Genomic DNA, 26,307 nt, shown 5'->3' with positions numbered 1-26,307 from the left:
CCTGTAATTTCGCTGCGCTAGCCTGCCATATCCAGTAGGGCGCTGTCATCTGTTGTGGTCGCCTCAGGGGAATCCTGACATAATTACAGTGTTTTTGACCAATCGGTGAGGATGTGTGGCAGACGATTTTGCAGCTGATGGCGCGCTGGCGCAGGCTATTCCAGGTTTCAAACCGCGTGCCGCGCAGCGTGAAATGGCGCAAGCGGTCATGGAAGCGGTGAAGAAAGGCGGTGAGCTGGTGGTCGAAGCCGGCACCGGGACCGGTAAAACTTACGCCTATCTGGCGCCCGCACTGCGTGCGAAAAAAAAGGTCATTATCTCAACCGGCTCCAAAGCTTTGCAGGATCAGCTGTATAACCGCGATTTGCCCACCATCGCTCGTGCCCTGAAGTTCAGCGGTAAAACCGCTCTGCTGAAGGGACGTTCCAACTATTTATGCCTCGAACGTCTGGAGCAGCAAAATCAAACGGGTGGCGATCTGACAGTACAGGCGCTCGGGGATTTGATTAACGTGCGCAGCTGGTCAAATCAAACTTCGGATGGTGACGTCAGCAACTGTTCCGGCGTCGCCGAAGACAGCCCGATCTGGCCGTATGTCACCAGCACCAACGATAATTGCCTGGGCAGCGACTGCCCCCTCTACAAAGATTGCTTTGTGGTAAAAGCGCGTAAGAAAGCCATGGATGCCGATGTGGTGGTGGTGAACCATCATTTGTTCCTTGCCGATCTGGTGGTCAAAGAGGGCGGTTTTGGCGAACTGATCCCAGAAGCGGATGTGATGATCTTCGATGAAGCGCATCAGTTACCCGATATCGCCAGTCAATACTTTGGTCAGCAACTGTCGAGCCGCCAACTGCAGGATCTCGCCAAAGACATCATTATTGCCTATCGCACTGAAGTGCGCGACGTGCAGCAGTTGCAGAAATCAGCCGACCGTCTGGCACAGTGCGCGCAGGATTTCCGCTTAACACTGGGCGAGCCGGGTTTTCGCGGCAATCTGCGTGACCTGCTGAGCGACAACAACATCATGCGTATGCTGACCTTGCTGGATGATGCGCTGGAACTTTGCTACGACGTCATCAAATTGTCGCTGGGACGTTCGGCGTTACTGGATGCGGCATTCGAGCGCGCGGCACTGTATCGCACCCGTCTGAAACGCCTGCGCGCCATTGATGAGCCGGGCTTCAGCTACTGGTATGAGTGCACCAGCCGCCACTTTACACTGGCGTTAACGCCGCTCTCGGTAGCAGAACGTTTTCGTGAAGTGATGGACAACCGTAAAGCCGCCTGGGTATTCACCTCCGCGACCCTTGCGGTGAATGAGCAAATGAGTCATTTTTCCAGTCGTTTAGGGGTGGATAAAGCCACCACCATGATTCTCGACAGTCCCTTCGATTACACGCAGCAGGCGCTGTTGTGTGTGCCACGCAATATGCCGGAGCCGAATCAACCCGGCGGTGCCCGTCAGCTGGCACGGATGATGAAACCGCTGATCGATGCCAATAAAGGACGCTGCTTCTTCCTCTGTACTTCCCACAAGATGATGCGCGAACTGGCCGCCGAATTTCGTGCCTCGATGACCTTACCCGTGTTGTTGCAGGGAGAAACCAGCAAAGGCCAGTTGCTGAAGCAGTTCCTTGAAGCCGGTAACTCCTTACTGGTGGCGACCAGCAGTTTCTGGGAAGGGGTCGATGTGCGCGGGGATGCACTGTCGCTGGTGATTATCGATAAGCTGCCGTTTACTTCGCCGGAAGATCCGCTGCTCAAAGCGCGCATGGAAGACTGCCGGCTGCGCGGGGGCGATCCCTTTAATGATGTGCAACTGCCGGATGCCGTGATCACCCTGAAGCAGGGTGTCGGCCGTTTAATCCGCGACACGGAAGACCGGGGTGTGCTGGTGATTTGCGATCAGCGTCTGGTGTCGCGTCCGTACGGCGGGTTGTTCCTCAATAGTCTGCCACCCACGCCGCGCACCCGCGATTTGCTGCGCGCCATCGCCTTCGTCCGCCAGCCAGAGAAGCACTAATTTGTGCCAGGCTGTGTTAAGATGCGCGCCATTTTGACTTTCAGAGGTTGTTATGTCCGCCCGAATTTTAGCTCTGGACACGGCGACAGAAGCCTGTTCTGCCGCGCTGCTCAATCAGCAGCAGATCGATGCCCGCTTTGAAATCGCCCCGCGCGATCACACCCAACGCATCTTACCGCTGGTACAGGAACTATTGCAGGCGGAGCAGCTGGCGCTGACGGCACTCGATGCGCTGGCGTTTGGCCGTGGGCCAGGCAGTTTTACTGGCGTGCGCATTGGCATTGGTATCGCGCAAGGGCTGGCGCTGGGGGCGAACTTGCCGATGATCGGCGTATCTTCTCTCGCAACCATGGCTCAGGGCGCATGGCGCTTAATCGGCGCTGAACGCGTGCTGGCCGCCATCGACGCGCGCATGGGCGAAGTTTACTGGGCCGAATATCAGCGTGATGCTAACGGTGAATGGCAAGGTGCGGACTCGGAAGCCGTACTGAAACCCGAAGATGCACAGGCGCGCATCGCCCAGTTAAGCGGCGAATGGGCAACGGTGGGCACCGGCTGGGCAGCTTATCCGCATCTGTTAAGCTCGACCGGCGCAACCTTAGTGACCACGGAGGTGACGCTGCCGGCAGCTGAGGATATGCTGCCGCTGGCACTGAGTGCCTGGCAGCGCGATGAAGTTGTCGCAGTGGAAAATGCTGAGCCAGTGTACCTGCGTAACGAAGTGGCATGGAAAAAGTTGCCGGGCCGATAAGTGTGACGCAACTATTCCGTAAGCGCCCAGTCTAACTGAGAAATTACAGGAGAAGTGCTATGCCAATAAGTCGTAAAGGGATGTCTGGCGCTTTGTTAGCTTGCGCGCTGCTGCTCAGCGGCTGCGTTTCGGTACCAGATTCCATTAAAGGGAGTTCTCAACTTCCACAGCAAGATTTATTACGCGTGATGAATGCGCCGCAGCTGTATGTCGGCCAGGAGTCACGTTTTGGCGGTAAAGTGGTGAAGGTCACGAATCTGACCGGTCTCACACGCCTGGAAATTGCCACCCAACCGCTGGATGACAGTGCGCGGCCACGTTTAGGTTCTGCATCCGTAGGACGCATTTTTGCCGATATTCGCGGGTTCGTCGATCCGGTGGATCTGAACAATCAATACATTACGGTGTTGGGCAACATTAAAGGCACCGAAAAAGGTGAGATTGGGAAAGCCAGCTACAACTTCGTGGTGGTGGATGTGCGCGGCTATCAGCGCTGGCACCTGACTCAGCAGGTGATGACGCCACCGCAGCCTATCGATCCCTGGATCTGGTATGGGCCAACGCGTCGTCATCCGGGTTATTGGGGGCCAAATCCTTATTGGGGGATGAACATGAATACCGGTCCCGCGCAGGTGGAAACTATCCTGACCGAGTAATCCATCATCATTATTTAACGGCCCGGTCGCGGTGCTCGCGACCGGGCTTTTTTATTGGGCGCGCAACCGATGCGCGAAATTTAGTGATGCGCTTCGCAACCTGAAAATGCCGAAACAGGCAAACTGGTACAATCAGTTAAAATATTGTTAACAACACTGATTGCAGAGGCGGCGATGGCTACGCAACAAGAATATCGGGGTGATTCTTTGAATAAGGTTTGGCTTAAACGCTATCCGGCAGATGTTCCTGCGGAGATTAATGCGGACCGTTATACCTCTTTGGTCGAACTTTTCGAGCACGCAGCATTGCAGTACGCCGATCAAACGGCGTTTATTAATATGGGTCAGCCGATGACCTATCGTCAGCTGGATAAGCAAAGTCGTGACTTTGCGGCCTGGCTGCAACAGGGGTTGGGCCTGAAGCAGGGTGACCGCGTGGCGCTGATGATGCCAAACTTGCTGCAGTATCCGGTAGCGCTGTTTGGCGTATTGCGTGCGGGTATGGTGGTGGTCAACGTTAACCCGCTGTACACGCCGCGTGAGCTCAAACATCAGCTGAATGACAGCGGTGCCAGTGCGATTGTCATTGTGTCCAACTTTGCCCACACGCTGGAAAAAGTCGTCGCGGAAACGCCGATCAAGCACGTGATGCTGACGCGCATGGGTGACCAACTTGCCCCGATCAAAGCCACGCTGGTTAATTTCGTGGTTAAGTATGTTAAGAAGCTGGTGCCGAAATACCATCTGCCAGGTGCGGTGCCCTTCCGCAGCGCATTGCAGCAGGGTGCGCAGATGACTTACCAGCGTCCGACACTGACGAACAGCGACCTGGCATTCCTGCAATACACCGGCGGCACCACCGGCGTCGCCAAGGGCGCGATGCTGACTCACGGCAACATGCAGGCTAACCTGGAGCAGACCAAAGCCACCTATGGCAAACTGCTGCGTGCAGGCAAAGAGCAGGTGGTCACGGCTCTGCCGCTCTACCATATTTTTGCGTTAACGGTAAACGGCCTGCTGTTTCTCGATCTCGGCGGTACCAACCTGCTGATCACCAATCCGCGTGATATCCCCGGTTTTGTCAAAGAGCTGAGCAAATTCCCGTTCACCGCCATTACCGGCGTCAATACGCTGTTTAACGCGCTGCTAAACGACGAAAACTTTAATAAGCTCGATTTCTCTACACTGCGTCTCTCTGCTGGCGGCGGCATGGCCGTGCAAAAGGCCGTGGCTGAGCGCTGGGAAAAACTCACCGGGCATTATCTGCTCGAAGGTTATGGTTTGACCGAGTGTTCACCGCTGGTATCGGTCAATCCGTATGACATCACTTGCCACACCGGCAGCATCGGCCTTCCTGTACCCTCCACGGATGTGCGTATCGTCGATGACGAAGATAACGATGTGGCGCCAGGCGAACCGGGCGAACTCTGTATTCGTGGTCCACAGGTGATGGTGGGTTACTGGCAGCGACCGGATGCCACCGAAGAAGTGTTGAAAAATGGCTGGCTGCACACCGGTGATGTTGTTACCGTTGATGGCGAAGGTTTTATTCGCATCGTCGATCGGAAGAAAGACATGATTCTGGTGTCAGGCTTTAACGTGTATCCTAACGAAATCGAAGATGTGCTGATGCAGCATCCGAAAGTGCGCGAAGCCGCCGCAATCGGTGTGCCCAGCGACCTTTCCGGCGAAGCGGTGAAAGTGTGCATCGTTAAAAAGGATCCGTCACTGACGAAAGAAGAAGTGCTGGATCATTGCCGCCGTCAGCTCACCGGCTACAAAGTGCCGAAGATTATCGAGTTTAGAGATGAGCTGCCGAAGACCAACGTGGGCAAAATTTTGCGCCGCGAATTGCGTGACGAGGCGAAGCGAGAAGGGCAGTAAGCTGCCTTTCTCTCCAGGTTAACGCCGGCTCAGTCCGGCGTTTTTATTGCTTTTAACATGGAGCGCTGCGCGAAGTGTGCCGCAGCGAGAATGAATACGTGAATTACACTTTGATCGACCAAAACAGCCAGCTGGCTGCCGTGTGCGAACAAGCGCGCCAGCATGATGCCGTTGCGCTGGATACTGAATTCGTGCGCACGCGCACTTACTATCCGCAGTTGGGTCTGATCCAGCTGTTCGATGGTGAACAACTGGTTCTGATCGATCCGCTTAACATCAGTGACTGGACGCCGTTCATCGCACTGCTGCAAGACAAGCAGGTGACAAAATTCCTGCACGCCGGTGGCGAAGATCTTGAAGTTTTCTTGCATCGTTTTAAATGCCTGCCCGATCCGATGATCGATACTCAAATCCTGGCGGCCTTCGCTGGGCAGCCCCTGTCATGGGGCTTCGCTTCGATGGTTAATCACTTTAACCAAATCGAACTGGATAAGAGCGAATCCCGTACTGACTGGCTGGCGCGCCCGCTCACTGAGCGTCAATGCGACTATGCCGCAGCAGATGTCGCGTATCTTCTGCCGATTGCCCATCAGTTAGTTGAGCAGACGCAAGCCGCAGGCAACATGGCTGCAGCGCTGAGCGAATGCGATAATCTTTGCCAGCGTCGTCTTGACGTTTTGCAGCCAGAGGATGCATGGCGCGACATCACCAACGCATGGCAGTTGCGTCCGCGCCAGTTGGCAGCGCTGCAACGCCTGGCGGCATGGCGCTTGAACATCGCCCGCCAGAAAGACATGGCCGTGAATTTTGTGGTACGTGAAGAGAATCTGTGGAAAGTGGCGCGCTTTATGCCGGGTAGCCTGGGGGAACTCGATCATCTGGGCCTGAACGGTCATGAAATCCGCTTCCACGGGAAAGCGATGGTGGCGCTGGTGGCGGAAGCTCAGGCTCAGGATGAAGCGACCTTGCCACAACCGTTGCCTAATCTGATTGACCATCCACATTACAAACAGGCATTTAAAGCCATCAAAGCGCTGGTGTTACAGGTAAGCGAAGAGACGGGTTTCAGTCAGGAGCTATTGGCTTCACGTCGCCAAATCAATCAGGTGTTAAGCGTTTACTGGGGCTTGAAAAGCGGATGCCGTACACCAGAATTACTGACTGGCTGGCGTGGTGAATTGCTGCAAAAACGAATCGACGAGATCCTGCAGGCGCTATAAGCGGAATGTTTTCCCCTGCGCACAACGCAGGGGAAAATCAGGAACCCGCTACAATCATTTAGGAACGTCTTCCGTCTCCGTCTCCGGCAGTGTGACGTTGAGTTCCAGGATGGAGATATCGTCCCCTTTCTGATCCAGCTGAACGGTCACCATATCCGGGTCAATTTTCACGTACTTACAGATCACTTCCAAAATATCGCGCTTCAGTTGCGGCAGATAATGGGGCTCACTGTCGCCCCTTCTGCGCTCGGCTACGATAATTTGCAGCCTTTCCTTGGCTATGTTGGCTGTGTTCTTCTTACGGGATAAAAAGAAATCTAATAATGCCATTGGTTATCCCCCGAACAGGCGTTTCAGGAAACCCTTCTTCTCTTCTTCAATAAAGCGGAAGGGGCGTTCTTCGCCAAGCAGGCGATCTACGGTATCAGCGTAAGCTTTACCGGCGTCAGAGTTAGCGTCGAGAATGACCGGCTCACCCTGGTTAGAAGCACGAAGTACCGACTGATCTTCCGGGATCACACCCACCAGTGGTATACGCAGAATCTCCAGCACGTCTTCCATGCTCAGCATGTCGCCACGCGTCACGCGGCCTGGGTTATAACGTGTCAGTAGCAGATGTTCTTTCACCGGGTCCTGGCTGTTTTCAGCACGACGCGATTTAGAAGAGATAATGCCGAGGATGCGGTCGGAGTCACGCACGGAAGAGACTTCCGGGTTGGTGGTGATAATCGCTTCATCCGCAAAGTACAGTGCCATCAACGCACCGGTTTCGATACCCGCAGGGGAATCACATACGATGAAGTCGAACTCCATCGCGGCCAGGTCGTTTAATACTTTTTCCACGCCTTCGCGGGTCAGCGCATCTTTATCACGCGTTTGTGAAGCAGGCAGAATATAGAGTTGCTCCGTGCGCTTGTCACGAATCAGTGCCTGGTTCAGTGTTGCATCGCCCTGGATGACGTTGACGAAGTCATAAACCACACGGCGTTCACAGCCCATGATCAGGTCGAGGTTACGCAGACCGATATCAAAATCGATCACGACAGTTTTCTTGCCTTTCTGCGCTAAACCGGTTGCGATGGCCGCGCTTGACGTGGTCTTGCCAACGCCCCCTTTACCCGATGTAACTACAATGATGCGTGCCATAAATGTTGATTTCCTTAACGAAAGAAAAGGGGCCTAATAAAGTGTCTGAATGGTGAGCGCGCCCTCTTTAAGGCACAGGCGCGCGGCTTTACCAAAGAATTCCGCCGGTATCTGATCCATGATCCAATATTCCCCGGCAATAGAGACCAACTCGGCTGCGAGGTTGGTACAAAAAATCTGGCTGTCACGTTCGCCACTGGCACCCGCCAGCGCACGACCACGCATCATGCCGTAAATATGAATATTGCCGTCTGCCACCAGTTCGGCACCGGCGCTGACGCTGTTGGTGACGATAAGGTCGGCATTTCGTGCGTAAATTTGTTGGCCTGAGCGCACTGGCGTATTGATGATGCGGGTTTTACTGGCGGTTTCAGCCACCGGTGCCACGATCGGCGGCGCATCTTCTGCCACTGGCGCTTCTGCACGCTTGCGATTCTCTTTGCCTTCTGACAACACCGGCAAGCCTGCTCGGGCAATCATCTTTTTCAGGGCTTCATCTTTACAACCGCTGACACCAACAATCCGTAAACCAGTGGCGATGACCGCCTGCTGCATCTGCTTCCAGTTGATGTCACCGTTCAGCGCTGACACATTGAGCACCACCGGCGCATTCTGCAAAAACGCAGGTGCCTGGTCGATTTTGTCCTGCAGCGCCTGACGAATCACCTCGGGTTGTGAATGGTGCAGATGAACCACTGACAGGGTAAAACTGCTTCCCTTGAATTCGATTGGCGTTTGCGACATCTGTCCTGACTCAGTCCTGTTTTACGACCCTAAGATGTACGTCGATAAAATCGTCATTAACATCAAACGGTCAATATTCGAAGTTCTGCAAGCATGTTATAGTTACTGCTATATTCAGGCAAGTGACGCCACAGGTTAATTCGAGTAAAAAATATGTTTTGTGTGATCTACAGAAGCCCGCAACGTGAACAAACTTATCTTTATGTTGAAAAAAAAGACGATTTTTCGCGCGTTCCTGAAGAACTGTTGCGTGGCTTTGGTAAACCCCAGCTAGCAATGGTGCTGTCACTGGACAAACGCGACAAACTGGCTAATGCAGATATCAATAAAGTTAAGCAAGGTTTGAGCGATCAAGGCTATTATTTACAGATCCCACCGCCGATTGAAAGTCTGCTCAACATTCATCTTGATCAGAGTAAAAAAGTTTAATTCGGATTCATCTGTAAATATGCCCTGTAAATATCCTCAGTATTATTTGCATTAATTATTCGCCCGCTTTAAAGCAATATTGCGGGCAATAATCTCCGGCGGTGATCCTGTTTGTTGAGCATGATTAACGACTTTTGACAATTTCCGCCACGTCTGCCGCTATAAAACCGCTAATATAATCTTCCTCAGATTGCCGCGTTCCGGCGCTGAACCTGACCTATCCGCCAGTCAGACTGGCATCAAACACAACTAATGCAGGGGAACAGCATGTATCAGCATCGTAACTGGCAGGGCGCTTTGTTGGATTATCCCGTCAGCAAAGTGGTTTGCGTAGGCAGCAACTATGCGAAGCACATCAAGGAAATGGGCAGCGCCACGCCGACAGAACCGGTGGTGTTTATCAAACCGGAAACGGCGGTGTGCGATCTGCGTCAGCCGCTCTCAATTCCCGCTAACTTCGGCGAAGTGCATCACGAAGTGGAACTGGCAGTGTTGATTGGATCAACACTGAAGCAAGCCAGTGAAGAGCATGTGGTGAAGGCCATTGCCGGATATGGCGTGGCACTGGATCTGACGCTGCGCGATGTGCAGGCGGGCTTAAAAAAAGCCGGACAGCCGTGGGAAAAATCCAAAGGGTTTGATAACTCCTGCCCGCTGTCAGGTTTTATTCCGGTTTCTGAATTCAGCGGCGACCCGCAAGACACCGAACTGAAACTGGTGGTGAATGGTGAAGTGCGCCAGCATGGCAGCACGGCGGATATGATTCACAAAATCCTGCCGCTGATTGCCTATATGAGTCAGTACTTTACGCTGCGCGCTGGCGATGTGATCCTGACGGGCACCCCGGAAGGTGTCGGGCCAATGCGATCTGGCGATAAACTCGAAATCTCGCTGGCCGGTCACGGAATTACCACCCGCGTACTGTAAAACTTGCATCACCGCACCTAACCCTTTATAAGGTGCGGTCTTATTGCACAACCCGGACCGCGATCATGACTGAACAACCTTTCTGGCAGACAAAACGCCTTGACCAAATGGACGATGCAGAGTGGGAATCACTGTGCGACGGCTGCGGCCAGTGCTGCCTGAATAAGTTGCAGGATGCGGACACCGACGAAATCTATTTCACCAATGTGGCCTGCAATCAGCTGAATATCAAAACCTGCCAGTGCCGTAACTACGAGCGCCGGTTTGAATTTGAAGAGGACTGTATCAAGCTGACGCGTGAAAACCTCACCACCTTTAACTGGTTGCCGCGCACCTGCGCCTATCGTCTGTTAGGCGAAGGCGGCACATTGCCAGCCTGGCATCCATTGGTGGCCGGTTCGAAAAAAGCGATGCATGCGCAGCGTATCTCGGTGCGGTATATCGCGGTGCGGGAGAGTGAAGTGCGCGACTGGGAAGATCACATTATCGATCGGCCCGATCGTAACGGTTGACGTGATAACAGGCAGCGAGAGCTGCCTGTTTTGTTTTGATTAGCGGCTAAACAGATCGCGGCGTTTTGGCTTAAACGGCTGGGCAATCAGTACCAGTGCCCCAACCAGCAGATACGCGGCAAAGATGACGATCATCCACTGCGGCATACTCCATGTCAGGAATGTCCAGCTGCGTTCAGCACAATCACCGCTGGCTACAAATACCGATGGCAGCCATTTATCCAACGGCAGCCAGGTCGGGAAGCGCGCGGCAAAGTCACAAGTGACAAACGGATTCGGGTGCAGCTGAATATTCGTATGTTCAATCGAAAGCATTAAGCCCTTATAAGCGCTGTACAGCCAAATCAGGATAGCGGCCCAGCGCAGTGGCAGGGACTTCGGGGCGAACGCGCCAACGATTCCTGCACCCATGACGCCAAACAGCGCACAACGTTCGTAGATACACATCACGCAGGGTTTCAGTCCCATGACGTGTTGAAAGAAGAGTGCAGTCAGTTCAAAAGCCAGTGCTGTCAGAGCCAGCAATAACCATGCCCCGCGTCCTCGTGAGCATTGATTCAAATATCGCAACATATTGCTTATCCTGTAACCATTAATGCTTCGCAGTGTAAACCAAAAGCGTAACCGTGCCAGCCAGGTAAGGGGAAAAAATCATGTACAAAAATGACTTAAGCCTGATCCAGACCATAAAAAGCGCATTTACTGATCAAGCGGAGGTGACAGAAGGTCCATACCACGCAAACGAGTGCGTTGCCGTCTGACCGGTTAAAAACACCGATGAATTTTGCGCCAGCGCGCGCTTTTAATCGATTGTCAGTCTATTTCCGCTATAGCCGCTCTGGTATGATGAGTGCCATTACGACAAAGAAAGCAATGAGAAATAAATGCTATGGTGATTAAGGCGCAAAGCCCCGCAGGATTTGCTGAAGAGTATATTATTGAAAGCATCTGGAACAGTCGCTTTCCGCCGGGGTCTATTCTGCCTGCTGAACGTGAGCTTTCTGAACTGATTGGCGTCACGCGCACTACGCTGCGTGAAGTTTTACAGCGTCTGGCACGCGATGGCTGGTTAACCATTCAGCATGGTAAACCTACGCGCGTGAATGATTTCTGGGAAACCTCCGGTCTTAACATTCTCGAAACGCTTGCCCGCCTCGATCACGATAGCGTACCGCAGTTGATTGATAATCTGCTGTCGGTGCGTACCAATATCGCGTCGATTTTTATTAGCCGCGCACTGCGCCATCATCCGGACAAAGCGCGCGAGGTGCTGGAAACTGCACTGAGCGAAGAGGATAAAGCAGAAGCCTACACCGAACTGGATTATCGCGTGTTCCGTGGTTTGGCCTTTGCCTCCGGTAACCCGATTTATGGTTTGATCCTGAACGGTTTGAAAGGGCTGTATACCCGCGTGGGGCGCCACTACTTCTCTAATCCTGAGGCGCGTCAGCAGGCTCGTAGCTTCTATCGTCAACTGGCGGATTTGTGCAGTGTGAATCCCACGCAGGACCAGATTGTCGATACAGTACGTGAGTATGGTCGTCGCAGTGGAGAGATCTGGCATAGCATGCAAAAAAGCATGCCCGAAGATTTAGCCAGCAAGCGCTAAAAGAAAACCGGACTTTAACAGTCCGGTTTTTTATGCTTACAGTGCCGGGCCACGTGAAGGCGAACGGTCCAGCAGCTCAACGCTGCCATCTTCGTTCTGTTGTTCCAGAATCACATCGAAACCCCACAACCGATGCACATGCTTCAGCACTTCGCGGCGGCTTTTATCCAACGGCGCGCGTTGCTGTGGCACGTAGCGTAAGGTCAGCGAACGGTCGCCGCGCAGATCCACATTATAGACCTGGATGTTAGGCTCCAGATTGCTCAGGTTGTACTGTGCTGACAGTTGCTGGCGGATGGCGCGATAGCCTGCCTCATCGTGGATCGCGGCAATTTCCAGGAAGTTATTGCGATCGTCATCCATTACCGTAAACAGGCGGAAGTCTCGCATCACTTTGGGTGACAGGAATTGGCTGATGAAACTCTCATCTTTAAACTCGCGCATAGCAAAGTGCAGCGTTTTCAGCCAGTCGGAACCCGCAATATCCGGGAACCAGTAGCGATCTTCTTCCGTCGGTGACTGGCAGATACGCTTGATATCCTGGAACATGGCGAAGCCCAAAGCGTAAGGGTTTATGCCGTTATACCACTGGCTGTTATACGGCGGCTGATACACCACATTGGTGTGGCTGTGCAGGAACTCCATCATAAAGCGTTCCGACACTTTCCCTTCGTCGTATAGATGGTTGAGGATGGTGTAATGCCAGAACGTCGCCCATCCTTCGTTCATCACCTGCGTCTGTTTCTGCGGGTAAAAATACTGGCTAACTTTACGCACGATGCGCAGCACTTCACGTTGCCAGGACTCCAGCAGCGGGGCGTTTTTTTCCATAAAGTAGAGCAAGTTTTCCTGCGGTTCCGAAGGATAGCGCGCCGCTTCCACGTGTACGGACTCCTTCTCTTTACGCGGCAGGGTGCGCCATAAGGTGTTTACCTGGCTCTGCAGATACTCTTCACGACTTTTTTGTCGCGCTTTCTCTTCCTGCAGCGAAATTTTTTGCGGACGCTTGTAGCGATCAACGCCGTAGTTCATCAGAGCATGGCAGGAGTCGAGCAGCCGCTCCACTTCTTCCACGCCATATCGCTCTTCGCAATCAGTGATGTAGTTACGTGCGAATAACAGGTAATCGACGATGGAGCTGGCATCGGTCCAGCTGCGGAATAAATAGTTATTTTTGAAGAAAGAGTTGTGCCCATAGCACGCGTGCGCCATCACCAGCGCCTGCATGGTCATGGTGTTCTCTTCCATTAAATAAGCAATACAAGGATTGGAGTTGATGACGATCTCGTACGCTAAGCCCTGCTGACCATGTTTATAGCGTTGTTCGGTTTCAATAAATTTTTTACCGAACGACCAGTGGGCATAGTTAATCGGCATACCCACGCTGGAGTAGGCATCCATCATTTGTTCGGAGGTGATGACTTCGATTTGATGCGGATAGGTATCAAGCCCGTAGCTTTTCGCTACACGGTCAATTTCTGCCAGATAAACATCAAGCAGTTCAAAGGTCCAGTCGGGTCCATCACTGAGTCGTTTACTGCTCCGGGTTGGCTCGTCAAAGATTGTCGTCATAGCGCACCTCTGTTTTGCAAGCGGCAGGCAACGGAGTGTCACCTGTCACGATCGTTTAAGGCTTCATCCTGAGAAAGACGGCCCAATAAAACTGAGCGAACACTTCAATGATAGTCCACTGTCGCTTATCCGAAACCGGAACTCAATCGAATTCTTTTGGCAGAAAATCATTCAAAAATCGTCGCTTAAGTCATTACTGATGACAACTGTTGGTTTTTAGCTAACTTGCAGAATAAAACTCTGTTTATAAGCGCATTATATGACTGCGGCGCTTTCTCCTGAAAAAAGAGAAAAGCACTCCCTTGCGCATAATAAATTGCTGATTAATGGTTTTATGGCATAAAAAATCCTGATTTTTGCACTACCTCATGATTTCTGTGTGCAGGAAGGTGAAAAACATGTGAAATATGTCTGTCGAATGTAAGATAAGAAGTGCTGTCTGGTTATGCTGGTACAAACAGCATTCATAGTTGATTATGCTTTTGCCGCGGCGAGGGGCTTATGCGCGTAGTGATTCTTGGAAGTGGTGTCGTGGGAGTGGCGAGTGCCTGGTATCTGGCGCAGGCTGGACATGAGGTTACGGTCATCGATCGCCAGCCGGGGGCCGCGCTGGAAACCAGTGCCGGTAACGCTGGCCAGATCTCTCCAGGTTATGCGGCGCCCTGGGCGGCACCGGGTGTGCCACTGAAAGCGGTTAAATGGATGTTCCAGCGCCACGCGCCATTGGCCGTCCGCCTCGATGGCAGCAAGTTCCAGCTGGAATGGATGTGGAACATGCTGCGCAACTGTGACATGCGCCATTATCAGGAAAACAAAGGACGCATGGTACGTATCGCGGAATACAGTCGTGATTGCCTGAAAGCATTGCGCGCCTCGACCGGTATCGCCTATGAAGGCCGGCAGGGCGGCACCTTGCAGTTGTTCCGCACTCAGCAACAGTTTGAGAGCGCCAGCAAAGATATTGCCGTGCTTAAAGAAGCCGGCGTGCCTTACGAACTCCTGGAAGCACACCAGTTACACAGCGTTGAACCGGCGCTGGCCACGACGGCACATAAACTGACCGGCGGGCTGCGTTTACCGAATGATGAAACCGGAGACTGCCAGCTGTTTACGCAGCGCCTGGCCGAGATGGCAGCCGCTGCGGGTGTCACCTTCCGCTACGACACTCAGGTTGACCAACTGCTGCGTGAAGGCAATCGTATTTACGGCGTGAAGTGTGGCGAAGAGGTGATTAAGGCGGACGCCTATGTGGTGGCGTTCGGTTCCTACTCGACCGCGCTGCTGAAAGACATCGTGTCAATTCCGGTCTATCCGCTTAAAGGCTATTCCCTCACTATTCCGATTAAGAATCCAGACGCAGCCCCGGTCTCCACCATCCTCGATGAGACCTACAAAGTGGCGGTCACGCGCTTTGACGATCGCATCCGCGTGGGAGGCATGGCGGAAATTGTTGGTTTTAACACCAAACTGACGCCTGCACGACGTGAAACGCTGGAGATGGTGGTCAGCGATCTCTATCCTGAAGGCGGTTTTGTTGAACAGGCCACGTTCTGGACAGGATTGCGTCCGATGACGCCGGACGGCACGCCGATTGTCGGGCGTACACCGCTGTCCAATCTCTATCTCAACACCGGTCACGGAACGCTGGGATGGACCATGGCCTGTGGTTCCGGTCAGCTATTGGCCGATTTGATTTCCGGTCAGAAACCGGCGATTGCCGCAGACGATTTGTCAGTACTGCGCTACCTGCCGGGTTTCGAACCCCATTCGTCGCCGTTGCGTAACGCTAACGCGGCGCGTTGAGACCTCAGGGAGAGCACAAGCATGTCACGTCCTACTGGCGCCACCATTAACCAACAGGCGCTGCGCCACAATCTGGCGATTGTACGGCAGGCTGCACCGCAGTCGCGGGTTTGGTCAGTGGTCAAAGCCAATGCTTACGGGCACGGTATCGCGCGTGTCTGGCAAAGTCTGGCAGAGACCGATGGTTTTGCGCTGTTGAATATGGAAGAAGCGATTCTGTTGCGTGAGCAGGGTTGGAAAAAACCGATTCTGTTGCTGGAAGGTTTCTTCCATGCCGAAGATTTAACCTTGATCGATCGTTATCGTTTGACCACCAGTGTGCACAGCAACTGGCAGATTCAGGCGCTGGCCAAAGCTTCACTTTCTGCACCGGTTGATATCTATGTGAAGATGAACAGCGGCATGAATCGGCTGGGTTTCCGTCCGGAACAGGTGCAGGCGGCGTGGCAGAAACTGCGTGCGCTCCCTAACGTCGGTGAGATGACGCTGATGGCACATTTTGCGGACGCGGAAAACCCGGAAGGACTTATCGAACCGATGAAGCGCGTTGAACTGGCCGCCGAAGGTTTGGATTGCCCGCGCTCGCTCTCCAACTCTGCCGCCACTTTGTGGCATCCAGAGGCGCACTTTGACTGGGTGCGTCCGGGGATCATTCTCTATGGCGCATCGCCAAGTGGGAATTGGCAGGATATTGCCAGCAGCGGCTTGCAGCCGGTGATGACGCTGAACAGTGAAATCATTGGTGTGCAGCAGCTCAGTGCTGGTGACGGCGTGGGCTATGGCTATCGCTATCATGCATCGGGCGCACAGCGCATTGGTATTGTGGCTTGCGGCTATGCAGATGGCTATCCACGCCATGCGCCAACCGGCACGCCAGTCAGCGTCGATGGTATTCGTACCCAGACGCTGGGCGCGATCTCCATGGATATGATGATGATTGACCTCGAACCTTGCCCGCAGGCCGGGATTGGTTCCAAAGTGGAACTGTGGGGCAATCAGGTGAAAATCGATGAGGTGGCGAAAGCCGCTGGCACGGTGGGCTACGAGCTGATGTGTGCGCTCGCGCCCCGCGTACCAGTTGAGATTATTTAAGCGCGGTCACGCTGCCGTGCATCTTCTTACTGCAGCGCCAGGCAATCAGGGCCAGCGCTGCACCTAAAAGCATCATTAAAGCCAGTGCTGATTTTTCTGCGACCGGTAATGCCACAATCATCAGGCTGCCACCCGCGCCGCACGCCATTTGAATAAACCCCTGCAAGGCCGCGGCAACGCCTGCCTGCTGCTGATACGGCTCTAACGCGTAGCTGGTAGCGGGGCCAACGGTAAAGGCCAGTCCTGCAACCGATACCGCCACCGGAATCATATACAGCGCCCAGTGTGTCTGCCAAGCGGCAGGCAACAGCATCATTCCCGCCAGCAGCAGAATGGCACCCAGCAGCATGGTGACAAAGCCCATCGCCAGGCAGAACGGGCGTCCGGCTTTACGGATAGTCTTATTCACAAACGCACTGACCAGCATGATCCAAAAGCCGTTGGCACCAAAGGCAAAGGAGAATTGCAGGGGCGTCAGACCCCCTTCCGTCATTAGCACGTGGGGGGCAAGTGACACATAAGTCAGCACCATGCCGAGCGCACCCGCGTTGGCAAACGCGAAAGCAAGAAAACGCGGCTCACGTGCAATCGCCGCATATTGCGCTAACGGCAATCCTTTGACGCGTAACGTATCGGCTGGACGGGTTTCCGGCAGGAAGAACACCACAATCAAACCAATGACTGCAGCATAGCCACACAGGAACCAGAAGGGCGCTCGCCAGCCATAGGCTTCAGCAAGGATACCACCCAGTAGTGGCGCCAATGCCGGCACAATATTCAATGCACCATTGAGAAAACCATAGGCACGCGCAGCTTCATCACCGCTTAAACGATCGCGCACGCCACTGAAGGCCACTACCGCACTGCAACAGACCGCGCAGCCCTGAATCAAACGGGCGAGGAAGAACACTGGCCATACGGTGGCCGTTGCCGCCACGGCGCTGCCAATGATGTAAAGCACCAGGCCAATGATCGCAATCGGCTTACGGCCAAAATTATCTACCAAGGGGCCGGTCACCAGCTGGCCGATGCCCATCACCAGTAAGAACAGCGGGATGGTGATCTGAATCAAACTGACCGGACTGTTAAGGCCTTCAGCGATTTGCGGCAGAGTAGGAAGGTATAAATCGATGCCGAGTGGTGCCAGCAGCACCAGGCTTAAAAGCAGCAGGGTAAATTTTTGCATCTGAAACCAGAAACGTCCTGTTAAACAAGCGGGAAGGGTAATGACTTAGCAGGGAAAAAGAAAGGAATAAAAAAGCGATGTCTGCTGAGACAACACAGACATCGCATCGCGGGTAGGATCAGTAGGCCCCGTCGCGGCGTAACACCACACCTGCGGTTTTGAACAGAATGGCGATGTCGGTCCACAACGCCCAGTTTTTCACATACCAGGAATCGAAATAGACGCGAGTGTCATAGTCGATATCGTTACGACCGCTCACCTGCCACAGACCGGTCATGCCCGGTTTCGCCATCAGGTAATAATCAACATCCCCCGCATAGCGTTCCAGCTCAACTTCAATCACCGGACGTGGACCCACCAGACTCATTTCACCACGAATCACATTCCACAACTGCGGCAATTCGTCGAGGCTGGTTTTACGCAGGAAGCCGCCAATTTTGGTGATACGTGGATCGTTTTTCAGTTTGAAATCACGATCCCATTCTGCGCGCGCCTCTTCGCTGGTCGCCAGCAGATTTTGCAACACTTCCTGAGAGTTAGTGACCATCGAACGGAATTTCAGGCATTTAAACTTGACGCCATCCTGCCCAACACGTTCATGCCCATAGATCGCATTGCCGCCATCACGTTTTACCATCGCACACAGCAGACCGAATACCGGGGCGAGGAACAGCAGCAACAGGGAGGCGACCACAATATCGAAGGTACGCTTGAGGAAGCGAGAAGAACGTTTTGCCAGGTTATTACTGACGCGCAGGATCATCACTTCGTGGCTGAAGATGAATGACATATCCGTACCGTAAAGCGGCACGCCGCGCAGGGTTGGGATCACGGAGATCGAGCGGCACTTCATTTTGGACAGGAACTTCAGCCATTTATCGCGCACCACCTGCTGTTCAAACTCAGTGGCGACGATAAATTGCGTGTTGTCGCGATCCATCGTTTGCCAGTTGATGTCTTTCCAGGTGATCACGGGTACACCATTAACGTTCTCAGGGTGGTGCTCATCTTCCAGTGAGATGAAAGCCTGGACGTTGTAGCCGAGGATTTCCTCACTCTGCAGTGCTGCATAAGCTTCCATGGCATTCTTGCCTGAACCAATAATGATGGTCTCTTTCTGCCACTGACCTGCGCGGTTGATGGCTCGCTTGACCACCGCACGCATCAGCGGCAGCAGTAGCAGTGCGTAAGTCCAGCTAAACACCCAAACCATGCGTGAGAAGTCCCACTTGGAGAAGGCGATCAGCGCCAAATCCAGCAGCGAAAAAACGAACAGGGTTTTTACAATCTCTTTTAACTCGAACCAAAACGGTTTGCGGTAAGTGTAATGACGCATGCGCACCCAAAACCACGCGGTGCAAAGTACAGAAAGCCCTAATTGAGCGATAAAGCGGTATTCAATCTGCTGCGGCGGAATAAAGGTGTCCAGTTCTCCCCAAATACCCTGAACGGTTGCTGCAGATAAAAACAAAGCCAGATTCAGAGCAATTAAATCCGAAAAGCTTAAAGCGACTTTTGCGATGAGATTTTTACGCAATCCGCTCCACGAGCGGGTTGCATCATTCATTACCAATGTACTTGCCATAAAACCTGCTCTCTTTTCTTAAGTAAAAGATGGCCTGACCAGAATCAAGTACGCGCTCAGGAGTTGTCCACCGAAAATAAAAAGAAATGATTTTTCAGTGCGATATAAGTCAATGCTGCCATAAGCGCTGCATGGAAAGGGCCGTTTGAGACGTGATATACGTCACGAAAAGCTGCAGCAACGTTTAAGAGTATGCAGGAGTTATTTGACAGAGTTAATATGGAAATAGTCTTAAAAGGAAATAAATGCTGCGTGAAATAGTGAGTTAGCTAATTGAAATACAAGGTTAAAACCAAAAAAAACGCAGATAGAACGCTTCATTTTAAGACTGCTTTTAGGAATGACCGCCATACGAAGCGGATGGCGGCGGGGGTACATCAGGCAGGTTTTTTTAATACCCAGCGGTCTTGTTGCTTGTCATAGTGTCCGATCTGCAGATCGACGGGCTCGCCATCAATCCACGCCGGCACACTGGTTTCATGATCCCAGCCATCGAGTTGGTAACTCAGGCCGGGGTTGGTATTGCAGGGAATGCTGATGGTATCGAGCTTTTCAGCATTCAGTTCTGCATCAACGATCTCGTAACGACCAATCTTTACCACGTGTCCCATGCGCTTCTCCCGTTTGTGCTGGGTGGAATAGTGATCATAGTCGCTCACACGCAGTTTTGGCGTTTTCGCGGTTCGGATTACTCCTTGTCTTCCATGACACGTACGCCAATTTTAACGATTTGGTTGTCCTCTTTCTCCGCTACGGTCCAGGTCAATTGGTTCCACTCCACCTGATCGCCCACCACTGGTGTACTGCCCAGCAGGCCCATCACCAGTTGACCGAGGGATTGCTGATCGTTGGTGGTTTCATCAAGTTCCAGCCCATAAATTTGCGCCACATCGCGTAAACGTGCCTCGGCATCCAGAATGAAGTCACCAAAGAAGCGTTGATCGAGCGCGACGGGTGGCGACTGACTGAACATTTTACCTAAAGCGGGCAAATCGCGTTCACGTCCAATCACACATAGCACATCGCCCTCTTTAAGGCGCGTACTGCCATTGGGATGCATCAGCGCGTTATCGCGGAACAGGGCAGCGATGCGCGTTTCGCGTGGCATCTGCAAATCACGCAGCGCGGCACCGATACACCATTTGTCAGCACTGAGTTGGTAAACAAACTGCTCCCAGGGGTTTTCAGGGTGGATATCCAGTCCGACGCGACTGATTGGTGAGGCAGTAGGGGGAACCACAACTTTGGCGCGTTTGGCCGCATAGCCCAGCGAGGTGCCCTGTAGCATTAGCGACACGAGAACCACGAAGAAGGCGATGTTGAAGTAGAGCTTGGCGTTTTCCAGCCCGGCCATCATCGGGAATACCGCGAGGATAATAGGTACTGCGCCACGTAGGCCAACCCAACTGATAAAGATGCGTTCGCGGCCGGTAAAGCCTTTAAATGGCAACAGACCCACCAGAATTGAAAGCGGGCGCGCCACCAAAATCAGCCAGAGAGATAAAATCATGGCTGGAACGGCGATGTGCCACAGATCAGATGGCGTCACCAGTAAGCCGAGCACGATAAACATGCCGATCTGACTCAACCACGCCATACCATCGAAGGTTTGCAGAATACCGTGACGGTTGCGGATCGGGCTGTTACCCAGCAGATAACCACACAGGTAAACGGCCAGTATGCCACTGCCTTCCATGACCGTGGTCAGTGCAAACACAATGATGCCGCCGCTTAACGCCAGCAGGGGGTAGAGACCTTGCGCCAGATTGATACGGTTTATCAGTTGCTGTAATGCCCAGCCGCCGCCCAGCCCCAGTACAATACCGAGACCGAACTGTTGCACCAGATGCACCACAAACATCCAGCTTAAGCCTGACTGGCCTTGCTGGATCATGTCAATCAGCGTGATGGTCAGGAATACCGCCATGGGATCGTTACTGCCGGATTCAATTTCCAGCGTGGAGCTGACACGTTCGTTAAGCCCTTTATCCCCCAGCAGCGAGAAGACTGCGGCGGCATCGGTGGAACCGATAATTGCGCCAATCAGGAAACCTTGCATCAAATCGAGTTTAAAGAGCCAGGCCGCCGCCAAACCGGTTAAACCGGCGGTTATCATCACACCGACCGTGGCGAGTGATAATGCGGGCCCCAGCGCCACCTTGAATGAGCTGGCTTTGGTGCGCATGCCGCCATCCAGCAAAATAATGGCCAGCGCGAGGTTGGATACCAGATACGCCACGGGGTAGTTGTCAAAAGCGATGCCGCCAATTCCGTCAACGCCAGTCAACATGCCTAATGCAAGGAAAATCACCAGAATAGGGATGCCAAGCCGTGACGAGAATGAACTCAGAAGAATACTTGCTGCAACCAGCACGGAACCAATAATAAACAAACTGTAAATCATGCTGGCATTCAACGGCGTTCTCCTGCGGTACGAGCGAAAATGACAAACTGCGGGGGATTCACACAGACAAGCTGAAAAGATAATGCCTTATCAATAGCTTGTCAGCGCTTAATTGCATATTTTTTCAATCTGCGGAGCGCTATCCCATAGATCGTTAAAATTGTGTGAAAAATCAGCGGGGATTTGAGGCGAATGAGCGGTGGCGCGGGAAAGAAAAAGCCGGTCAATGACCGGCTTGATGTTCAGGCTTCTGCCACCTGTTTGTGGAAAAGTGCTCTAAATACCGGATAAATGTCTTCTGGCTCGCGGATGTGCTGAATCGCGAAGTTATCAAACATGGCCTGCAGATGTTCATACTCACGCCACAGCGTCTGGTGCGCACGGCGCGTGATTTCGATGTAGCTGTAATAACGTACAACCGGCAAAATATGTTTGGCCAGAATCTCATGACATAACGGAGAGTCATCCGCCCAGTTGTCACCATCAGAGGCCTGTGCCGCATAAATATTCCACTGCGCCGGGTCATAGCGCTCTTTAACCACTTCATCCATTAACTTCAATGCGCTAGACACAATGGTGCCGCCGGTTTCCTGCGAGTAGAAGAACTCCTGCTCATCGACTTCTTTCGCCTGCGTATGGTGACGGATATACACCACCTCAACATTTTTATAGGTACGGCTCAGGAACAGATAGAGCAGAATATAAAAACGCTTCGCCATGTCTTTCGTGGCCTGATCCATTGATCCGGAGACGTCCATCAGGCAGAACATCACCGCCTGGCTCGAAGGCTCGGGGCGCTTCTCAAAGTTCTTGTAGCGCAAGTCGAAGGTATCAATAAAAGGCACACGTTCAATACGTGCCCGCAGTTCGGCAATTTCTTTGCGCAGCCGCTCCTCTTCCAGTAACTGAGCGGGTTCACTGTTTTCCACTTCCGTCAGCGTGGCTTCCAGTTCGTGTAGCATGCGGCGCTTGCCGGCGGTCATCGCAGTGCGACGTGCCAGTGAATTTTGTAACGAACGCACTACGCTGATGTTGGCCGGAACCCCATTGGAGGTAAAGCCTGCGCGGTGGGTTTTATATTCATTCAGCTGCCGGTGCTGATTTTTACGCAGATTCGGTAAGGCAAGGTCTTCAAACAGCAGATCGAGATATTCATCTTTCGATATCTGGAAAACAAACTCATCCTGACCTTCACCGTCCTGACTGGCGTTGCCCTGACCGCTGCCGCCGCCACCGCCGCCCCCTTGTGGGCGCTCAATGCGGTCGTTCTGGACGAAATGATCGTTCCCCGGATGCACGCGGTGGCGACTGCCGCCGCGTCCCTGATGGAAAATAGGTTCATTGATGTCATCGATAGGAATCGAGACAGATTCGCCGCTCTCCACATCGGTGACCGACCGCTTGTTGATGGCCTCGGAGATCGACTGCTTGATTTGCGACTTGTAACGGCGCAGGAAACGCTGCCGATTGACCGCGCTCTTGTTTTTACCGTTCAGACGCCGATCGATAAAATAGGCCATACATATCCCCCAAACTACAGTGCAAGCCAGGCCGGAACCACACCGGCCTCCTGTTGCGGCGTCGAGGCGCCGCGTAGCTTACAGGTAACGATTAAGACGATTTACGCACGCGCAGATACCATTCGCACAGCAGGCGTACCTGCTTGCGGGTATAGCCTTTCTCCATCATTCGATCGACAAAATCATCGTGTTTTTTCTGTTCGTCCGTTGAGGTCTTGGTATTAAACGAAATCACCGGCAGCAACTCTTCGGTATTGGAGAACATTTTCTTCTCAATAACCGTGCGCAGTTTTTCGTAGCTGGTCCAGTTGGGATTACGTCCACTATTTTGCGCCCGGGCACGCAGCACAAAGTTGACGATCTCGTTACGGAAATCTTTCGGGTTACTGATCCCGGCAGGTTTCTCGATTTTCTCCAGCTCGGCATTCAGTGATTCACGATCAAACAACTGTCCGGTATCGGGATCGCGGTACTCCTGATCCTGAATCCAGAAGTCGGCGTAGGTTACGTAGCGGTCAAAGATGTTCTGGCCGTATTCTGAATAAGACTCCAGATAGGCGGTCTGAATCTCTTTGCCGATAAACTCCGCGTATTTCGGGATCAGGTAACCTTTCAGGTGCTCAAGGTATTTCTCGGCCAGATCCTGCGGGAACTGCTCGCGTTCAATTTGTTGCTCCAGTACGTAGAACAGATGTACCGGGTTGGCCGCCACTTCGGCATGATCAAAGTTGAACACGCGCGACAGAATCTTAAACGCGAAGCGGGTCGAAAGGCCGTTCATGCCCTCATCCACGCCGGCGTAGTCATGATACTCCTGCCATGATTTCGCTTTTGGATCGGTATCTTTCAGGCTTTCACCATCGTAGACGCGCATTTTTGAATAGATGCTGGAGTTTTCCGGATCTTTCAAACGCGACAGGATAGAGAAGCGCGCTAAGGTCTCCAGCGTGCCCGGGGCACATGGCGCCGTCGTCAGCTCACTGTGATTGAGCAGTTTGTCGTAGATTTTGATCTCTTCCGACACCCGCAGGCAGTAAGGCACTTTGACGATATACACACGGTCAAGGAACGCTTCGTTGTTCTTGTTATTACGGAAAGTCACCCATTCTGATTCATTGGAGTGCGCCAGAATGATGCCGTTAAACGGTAGGGCAGAGATCCCTTCAGTACCGTTGTAATTACCTTCCTGAGTGGCGGTCAGTAAGGGATGCAGCACTTTGATCGGTGCTTTGAACATCTCAACGAATTCCATAATGCCCTGGTTCGCGCGGCACAGTGCGCCCGAGTAACCATAAGCGTCAGGATCGTTTTGCGCGTGGTTTTCCAGTTTGCGGATATCCACCTTACCGACCAATGCAGAGATATCCTGGTTGTTCTCATCACCCGGTTCCGTTTTGGCGATGGCCACTTGCTCCAGGATAGAAGGCCAGACTTTGACGACTTTAAAGCGGGTAATATCGCCGCCGAAGTCATGCAGGCGTTTTGCCGCCCACGGCGACATGATGGTGCCCAGGTAACGCCGCGGCACGCCATACTCTTTCTCCAGAATATTGGCGTCTTCCTGCGGGTTGAACAGGCACAAAGGATGATCGTTTACCGGGCTGCGTTCGCCATCAGCGCTCAGCACGTAGATCGGTACGCGTTGCATCAGGGCTTTCAAACGCTCAGCAAGTGACGATTTACCGCCACCGACCGGCCCCAGCAAATAGAGAATCTGTTTCTTCTCTTCCAGGCCTTGCGCAGCGTGTTTCAGGTAGGAGACGATCTGTTCAATCGCTTCCTCCATACCATAAAACTCTTCGAAGGCGGGATAGCGTCCCATGACGCGGTTAGAGAAGATTCTGGAAAGGCGTGGCTCCTGCGCCGTGTCAACCATCACCGGCTCACCGATAGCCATCAATAGTCGCTCTGCAGCGTTGGCGTATGCACTGCGATCCTGCTTACAGATAGCGAGAAATTCCTGCAGTGTGAACTCTTCGTCCTTGGCAGCTTCATAACGCTGACGATAGTGATCGAATATATTCATAGCGATGCCCGTCCTTTCGTTTTTAGCACAGGTAAAGGAGCGAAATTAGATACGTTTGCAGCTCCCGGAAGATATTCTTTATTGAGTACAGCAACCCTTATGCCAACCTGACGTTTTTTTATCGGGATACACAATTCTTATGGTTACTCTGCTCGTACAAAAAGTCTCGTCTTACTTTTAACTGTAGAAGGCATTCAGAAAATCTGCAGCCACTTTTCTCCTTATTTAGCGATATATCAATAACAAAGTCTCATAAGCACTAAGGCATTCAGTTTGCATGTCTACGCTGGCAACCAGCCTCAGACTATTCCGTGCGGGTGATAAACATCCCTGATTTAACGTTAACCCATCGCGAAAATTTAGTTAGACTCTGCGTGTGATTGTTATATTAATGGACTGATTAAATTGTGAACCAATTCAAACTTAAAGCGCTTGCTTGTGTTGTTCCTTGTTATTTTGCGGCGTTCAGCACTCATGCAGAACCCTTATCACTCGGGGCTTCGGTTATTTATGCCCAGTCACCTTATCGCGGTGGGCAGGACCGATACATCCCCATCCCGGTCATCAATTATGAAGGCGAAAACTTCTGGTTCCGTAGCCTGCAAGGCGGCTATTACCTGTGGAAAGATCAGCAGAATCAACTGTCGTTAACGCTGCTGGGTTCACCACAGCAGTACGATCCTAAAGATAATGATTTAGGGGATATGAAGGCACTGGATAAGCGTCGGATGACCCTGATGGCGGGTGCCAGCTACCGCCATGTTGCCGATTGGGGCATTGTGCGTACTGCGCTGCTGGGCGATGTGCTAAACAACAGTAATGGCATCATCTGGGATCTTACCTATCTGTATCGCTTCGATTTTGGCGCGTTTACCCTGACACCAGGCATCGGTGCAATGTGGAACAGCGCCAACCAAAACCGCTACTACTATGGCGTGTCTTCGCATGAAAGCGCACGGACAGGTATTGCTGAATATCAACCGGACGACAGCTGGTCACCCTATGTGGAAATGAACGCCAGCTACCAGATTAGCGACAGCTGGAACGCCAGTTTGTCCGGGCGTTACACCCGCTTTGACAGCGAAATCAAAGACAGTCCGATGGTGGACAAAAGTGGCCAGTTCACCCTCTGGACCGGCATCAGCTACAGTTTCTAATGGTTTTCTGCGACGCCTCTTAATGAGGCGTTTTTATTACATTGCACCAATAGCGCGC

The 26,307-nt window shown here is 52.7% G+C and carries 23 protein-coding genes; 12 read left to right on the top strand and 11 right to left on the bottom strand.

From position 1 onward, the window contains the following. Positions 1 to 115 precede the first annotated feature (115 nt). The 5 genes from VH86_RS05510 to rnd all read left to right on the top strand — a co-directional run bounded on the left by VH86_RS05510 (position 116) and on the right by rnd (position 6,537). Positions 116 to 2,026: an ATP-dependent DNA helicase gene (locus VH86_RS05510; protein ID WP_045832182.1), complete on the top strand. Its 1,911-nt coding sequence runs from the start codon at positions 116 to 118 to the stop codon at positions 2,024 to 2,026. 52 nt (positions 2,027 to 2,078) lie between these two features. Beyond that, complete coding sequence (gene tsaB, locus VH86_RS05505) at positions 2,079 to 2,777, top strand: tRNA (adenosine(37)-N6)-threonylcarbamoyltransferase complex dimerization subunit type 1 TsaB (protein ID WP_045832181.1); 699 nt, start codon at positions 2,079 to 2,081, stop codon at positions 2,775 to 2,777. 59 nt (positions 2,778 to 2,836) lie between these two features. Further along, positions 2,837 to 3,433, top strand: coding sequence for a Slp family lipoprotein (locus VH86_RS05500; RefSeq protein ID WP_038646597.1), 597 nt, complete (start codon positions 2,837 to 2,839; stop codon positions 3,431 to 3,433). A gap of 207 nt (positions 3,434 to 3,640) precedes the next feature. After that, entirely contained in the window at positions 3,641 to 5,317 is a 1,677-nt protein-coding gene (gene fadD, locus VH86_RS05495) for a long-chain-fatty-acid--CoA ligase FadD (protein ID WP_156150564.1), read from the top strand. Between the two features lie 98 nt (positions 5,318 to 5,415). Continuing rightward, positions 5,416 to 6,537: a ribonuclease D gene (rnd, locus tag VH86_RS05490; protein WP_038650065.1), complete on the top strand. Its 1,122-nt coding sequence runs from the start codon at positions 5,416 to 5,418 to the stop codon at positions 6,535 to 6,537. A gap of 54 nt (positions 6,538 to 6,591) precedes the next feature. Here rnd and minE read toward each other — a convergent pair whose 3' ends face one another. Genes minE through minC form a run of 3 tightly spaced genes read right to left on the bottom strand, consistent with a single transcriptional unit; the run spans position 6,592 to position 8,427 of the window. Beyond that, positions 6,592 to 6,867, bottom strand: coding sequence for a cell division topological specificity factor MinE (gene minE / locus VH86_RS05485; protein ID WP_034828741.1), 276 nt, complete (start codon positions 6,865 to 6,867; stop codon positions 6,592 to 6,594). A 3-nt stretch (positions 6,868 to 6,870) separates the two neighbouring features. After that, a complete protein-coding gene (gene minD / locus VH86_RS05480; protein WP_034828743.1) occupies positions 6,871 to 7,683 on the bottom strand; it encodes a septum site-determining protein MinD in 813 nt (270 codons plus the stop codon). A 33-nt stretch (positions 7,684 to 7,716) separates the two neighbouring features. Beyond that, a complete protein-coding gene (minC, locus tag VH86_RS05475; RefSeq protein ID WP_038646603.1) occupies positions 7,717 to 8,427 on the bottom strand; it encodes a septum site-determining protein MinC in 711 nt (236 codons plus the stop codon). A 153-nt stretch (positions 8,428 to 8,580) separates the two neighbouring features. Between minC and VH86_RS05470 the strand changes: the two genes are divergently transcribed. The 3 genes from VH86_RS05470 to VH86_RS05460 all read left to right on the top strand — a co-directional run bounded on the left by VH86_RS05470 (position 8,581) and on the right by VH86_RS05460 (position 10,295). Next, positions 8,581 to 8,856 (top strand): YcgL domain-containing protein, encoded by a 276-nt coding sequence (locus tag VH86_RS05470; protein ID WP_045816076.1) that lies wholly within the window; start codon positions 8,581 to 8,583, stop codon positions 8,854 to 8,856. Positions 8,857 to 9,123: 267 nt separating this feature from the next. Further along, positions 9,124 to 9,783, top strand: a complete 660-nt coding sequence (locus tag VH86_RS05465) for a fumarylacetoacetate hydrolase family protein (protein ID WP_038646607.1) — start codon at positions 9,124 to 9,126, stop codon at positions 9,781 to 9,783. Between the two features lie 65 nt (positions 9,784 to 9,848). Beyond that, entirely contained in the window at positions 9,849 to 10,295 is a 447-nt protein-coding gene (locus VH86_RS05460) for a YcgN family cysteine cluster protein (protein ID WP_038646609.1), read from the top strand. Positions 10,296 to 10,334: 39 nt separating this feature from the next. On the opposite strand, the gene dsbB is transcribed toward VH86_RS05460, so the two are convergent. Continuing rightward, positions 10,335 to 10,868, bottom strand: coding sequence for a disulfide bond formation protein DsbB (dsbB, locus tag VH86_RS05455; RefSeq protein ID WP_034828752.1), 534 nt, complete (start codon positions 10,866 to 10,868; stop codon positions 10,335 to 10,337). A gap of 316 nt (positions 10,869 to 11,184) precedes the next feature. On the opposite strand from dsbB, the gene fadR reads away from it, so the two are divergent. Next, positions 11,185 to 11,904: a fatty acid metabolism transcriptional regulator FadR gene (fadR, locus tag VH86_RS05450; protein ID WP_045832179.1), complete on the top strand. Its 720-nt coding sequence runs from the start codon at positions 11,185 to 11,187 to the stop codon at positions 11,902 to 11,904. 36 nt (positions 11,905 to 11,940) lie between these two features. Here the strand turns inward: fadR and VH86_RS05445 are convergent, their stop codons facing one another. After that, positions 11,941 to 13,476, bottom strand: a complete 1,536-nt coding sequence (locus VH86_RS05445) for a SpoVR family protein (protein WP_034828757.1) — start codon at positions 13,474 to 13,476, stop codon at positions 11,941 to 11,943. Between the two features lie 501 nt (positions 13,477 to 13,977). Between VH86_RS05445 and VH86_RS05440 the strand changes: the two genes are divergently transcribed. Together VH86_RS05440 and dadX are read left to right on the top strand one after the other, a co-directional pair. Beyond that, positions 13,978 to 15,279: a D-amino acid dehydrogenase gene (locus tag VH86_RS05440; RefSeq protein ID WP_045816078.1), complete on the top strand. Its 1,302-nt coding sequence runs from the start codon at positions 13,978 to 13,980 to the stop codon at positions 15,277 to 15,279. Between the two features lie 21 nt (positions 15,280 to 15,300). Beyond that, complete coding sequence (dadX, locus tag VH86_RS05435) at positions 15,301 to 16,371, top strand: catabolic alanine racemase DadX (RefSeq protein ID WP_034828760.1); 1,071 nt, start codon at positions 15,301 to 15,303, stop codon at positions 16,369 to 16,371. Here the strand turns inward: dadX and VH86_RS05430 are convergent. The 6 genes from VH86_RS05430 to yeaG form a co-directional block, all read right to left on the bottom strand. Next, positions 16,364 to 17,557: a multidrug effflux MFS transporter gene (locus tag VH86_RS05430; RefSeq protein ID WP_045832178.1), complete on the bottom strand. Its 1,194-nt coding sequence runs from the start codon at positions 17,555 to 17,557 to the stop codon at positions 16,364 to 16,366. The two genes, dadX and VH86_RS05430, sit on opposite strands and share 8 nt — an antisense overlap. Before the next feature lie 118 nt (positions 17,558 to 17,675). Beyond that, on the bottom strand, positions 17,676 to 19,142 hold the full coding sequence (wbaP, locus tag VH86_RS05425; protein ID WP_045832177.1) for an undecaprenyl-phosphate galactose phosphotransferase WbaP: 1,467 nt from the start codon (positions 19,140 to 19,142) through the stop codon (positions 17,676 to 17,678). 377 nt (positions 19,143 to 19,519) lie between these two features. Further along, on the bottom strand, positions 19,520 to 19,753 hold the full coding sequence (locus VH86_RS05420; RefSeq protein ID WP_034828766.1) for a DUF1480 family protein: 234 nt from the start codon (positions 19,751 to 19,753) through the stop codon (positions 19,520 to 19,522). Between the two features lie 77 nt (positions 19,754 to 19,830). Continuing rightward, on the bottom strand, positions 19,831 to 21,558 hold the full coding sequence (locus VH86_RS05415; RefSeq protein ID WP_038646621.1) for a potassium/proton antiporter: 1,728 nt from the start codon (positions 21,556 to 21,558) through the stop codon (positions 19,831 to 19,833). A 230-nt stretch (positions 21,559 to 21,788) separates the two neighbouring features. Then, the gene (locus VH86_RS05410; RefSeq protein WP_045832176.1) at positions 21,789 to 23,066 is read right to left on the bottom strand and encodes a YeaH/YhbH family protein; all 1,278 of its coding nucleotides are present in this window, start codon (positions 23,064 to 23,066) and stop codon (positions 21,789 to 21,791) included. A gap of 91 nt (positions 23,067 to 23,157) precedes the next feature. Further along, the gene (gene yeaG / locus VH86_RS05405; RefSeq protein ID WP_045816081.1) at positions 23,158 to 25,092 is read right to left on the bottom strand and encodes a protein kinase YeaG; all 1,935 of its coding nucleotides are present in this window, start codon (positions 25,090 to 25,092) and stop codon (positions 23,158 to 23,160) included. 407 nt (positions 25,093 to 25,499) lie between these two features. Here yeaG and VH86_RS05400 point away from each other — a divergent pair, with 407 nt between their 5' ends. Then, entirely contained in the window at positions 25,500 to 26,249 is a 750-nt protein-coding gene (locus tag VH86_RS05400) for a MipA/OmpV family protein (protein ID WP_045832175.1), read from the top strand. Positions 26,250 to 26,307 lie beyond the last annotated feature (58 nt).

This window comes from Pantoea sp. BL1 (assembly GCF_000963985.1).
In the GTDB taxonomy this organism is placed as follows: Bacteria; Pseudomonadota; Gammaproteobacteria; order Enterobacterales; family Enterobacteriaceae; genus Pantoea; species Pantoea rwandensis_B.
This window is presented reverse-complemented; position numbering and strand designations above follow the sequence as displayed.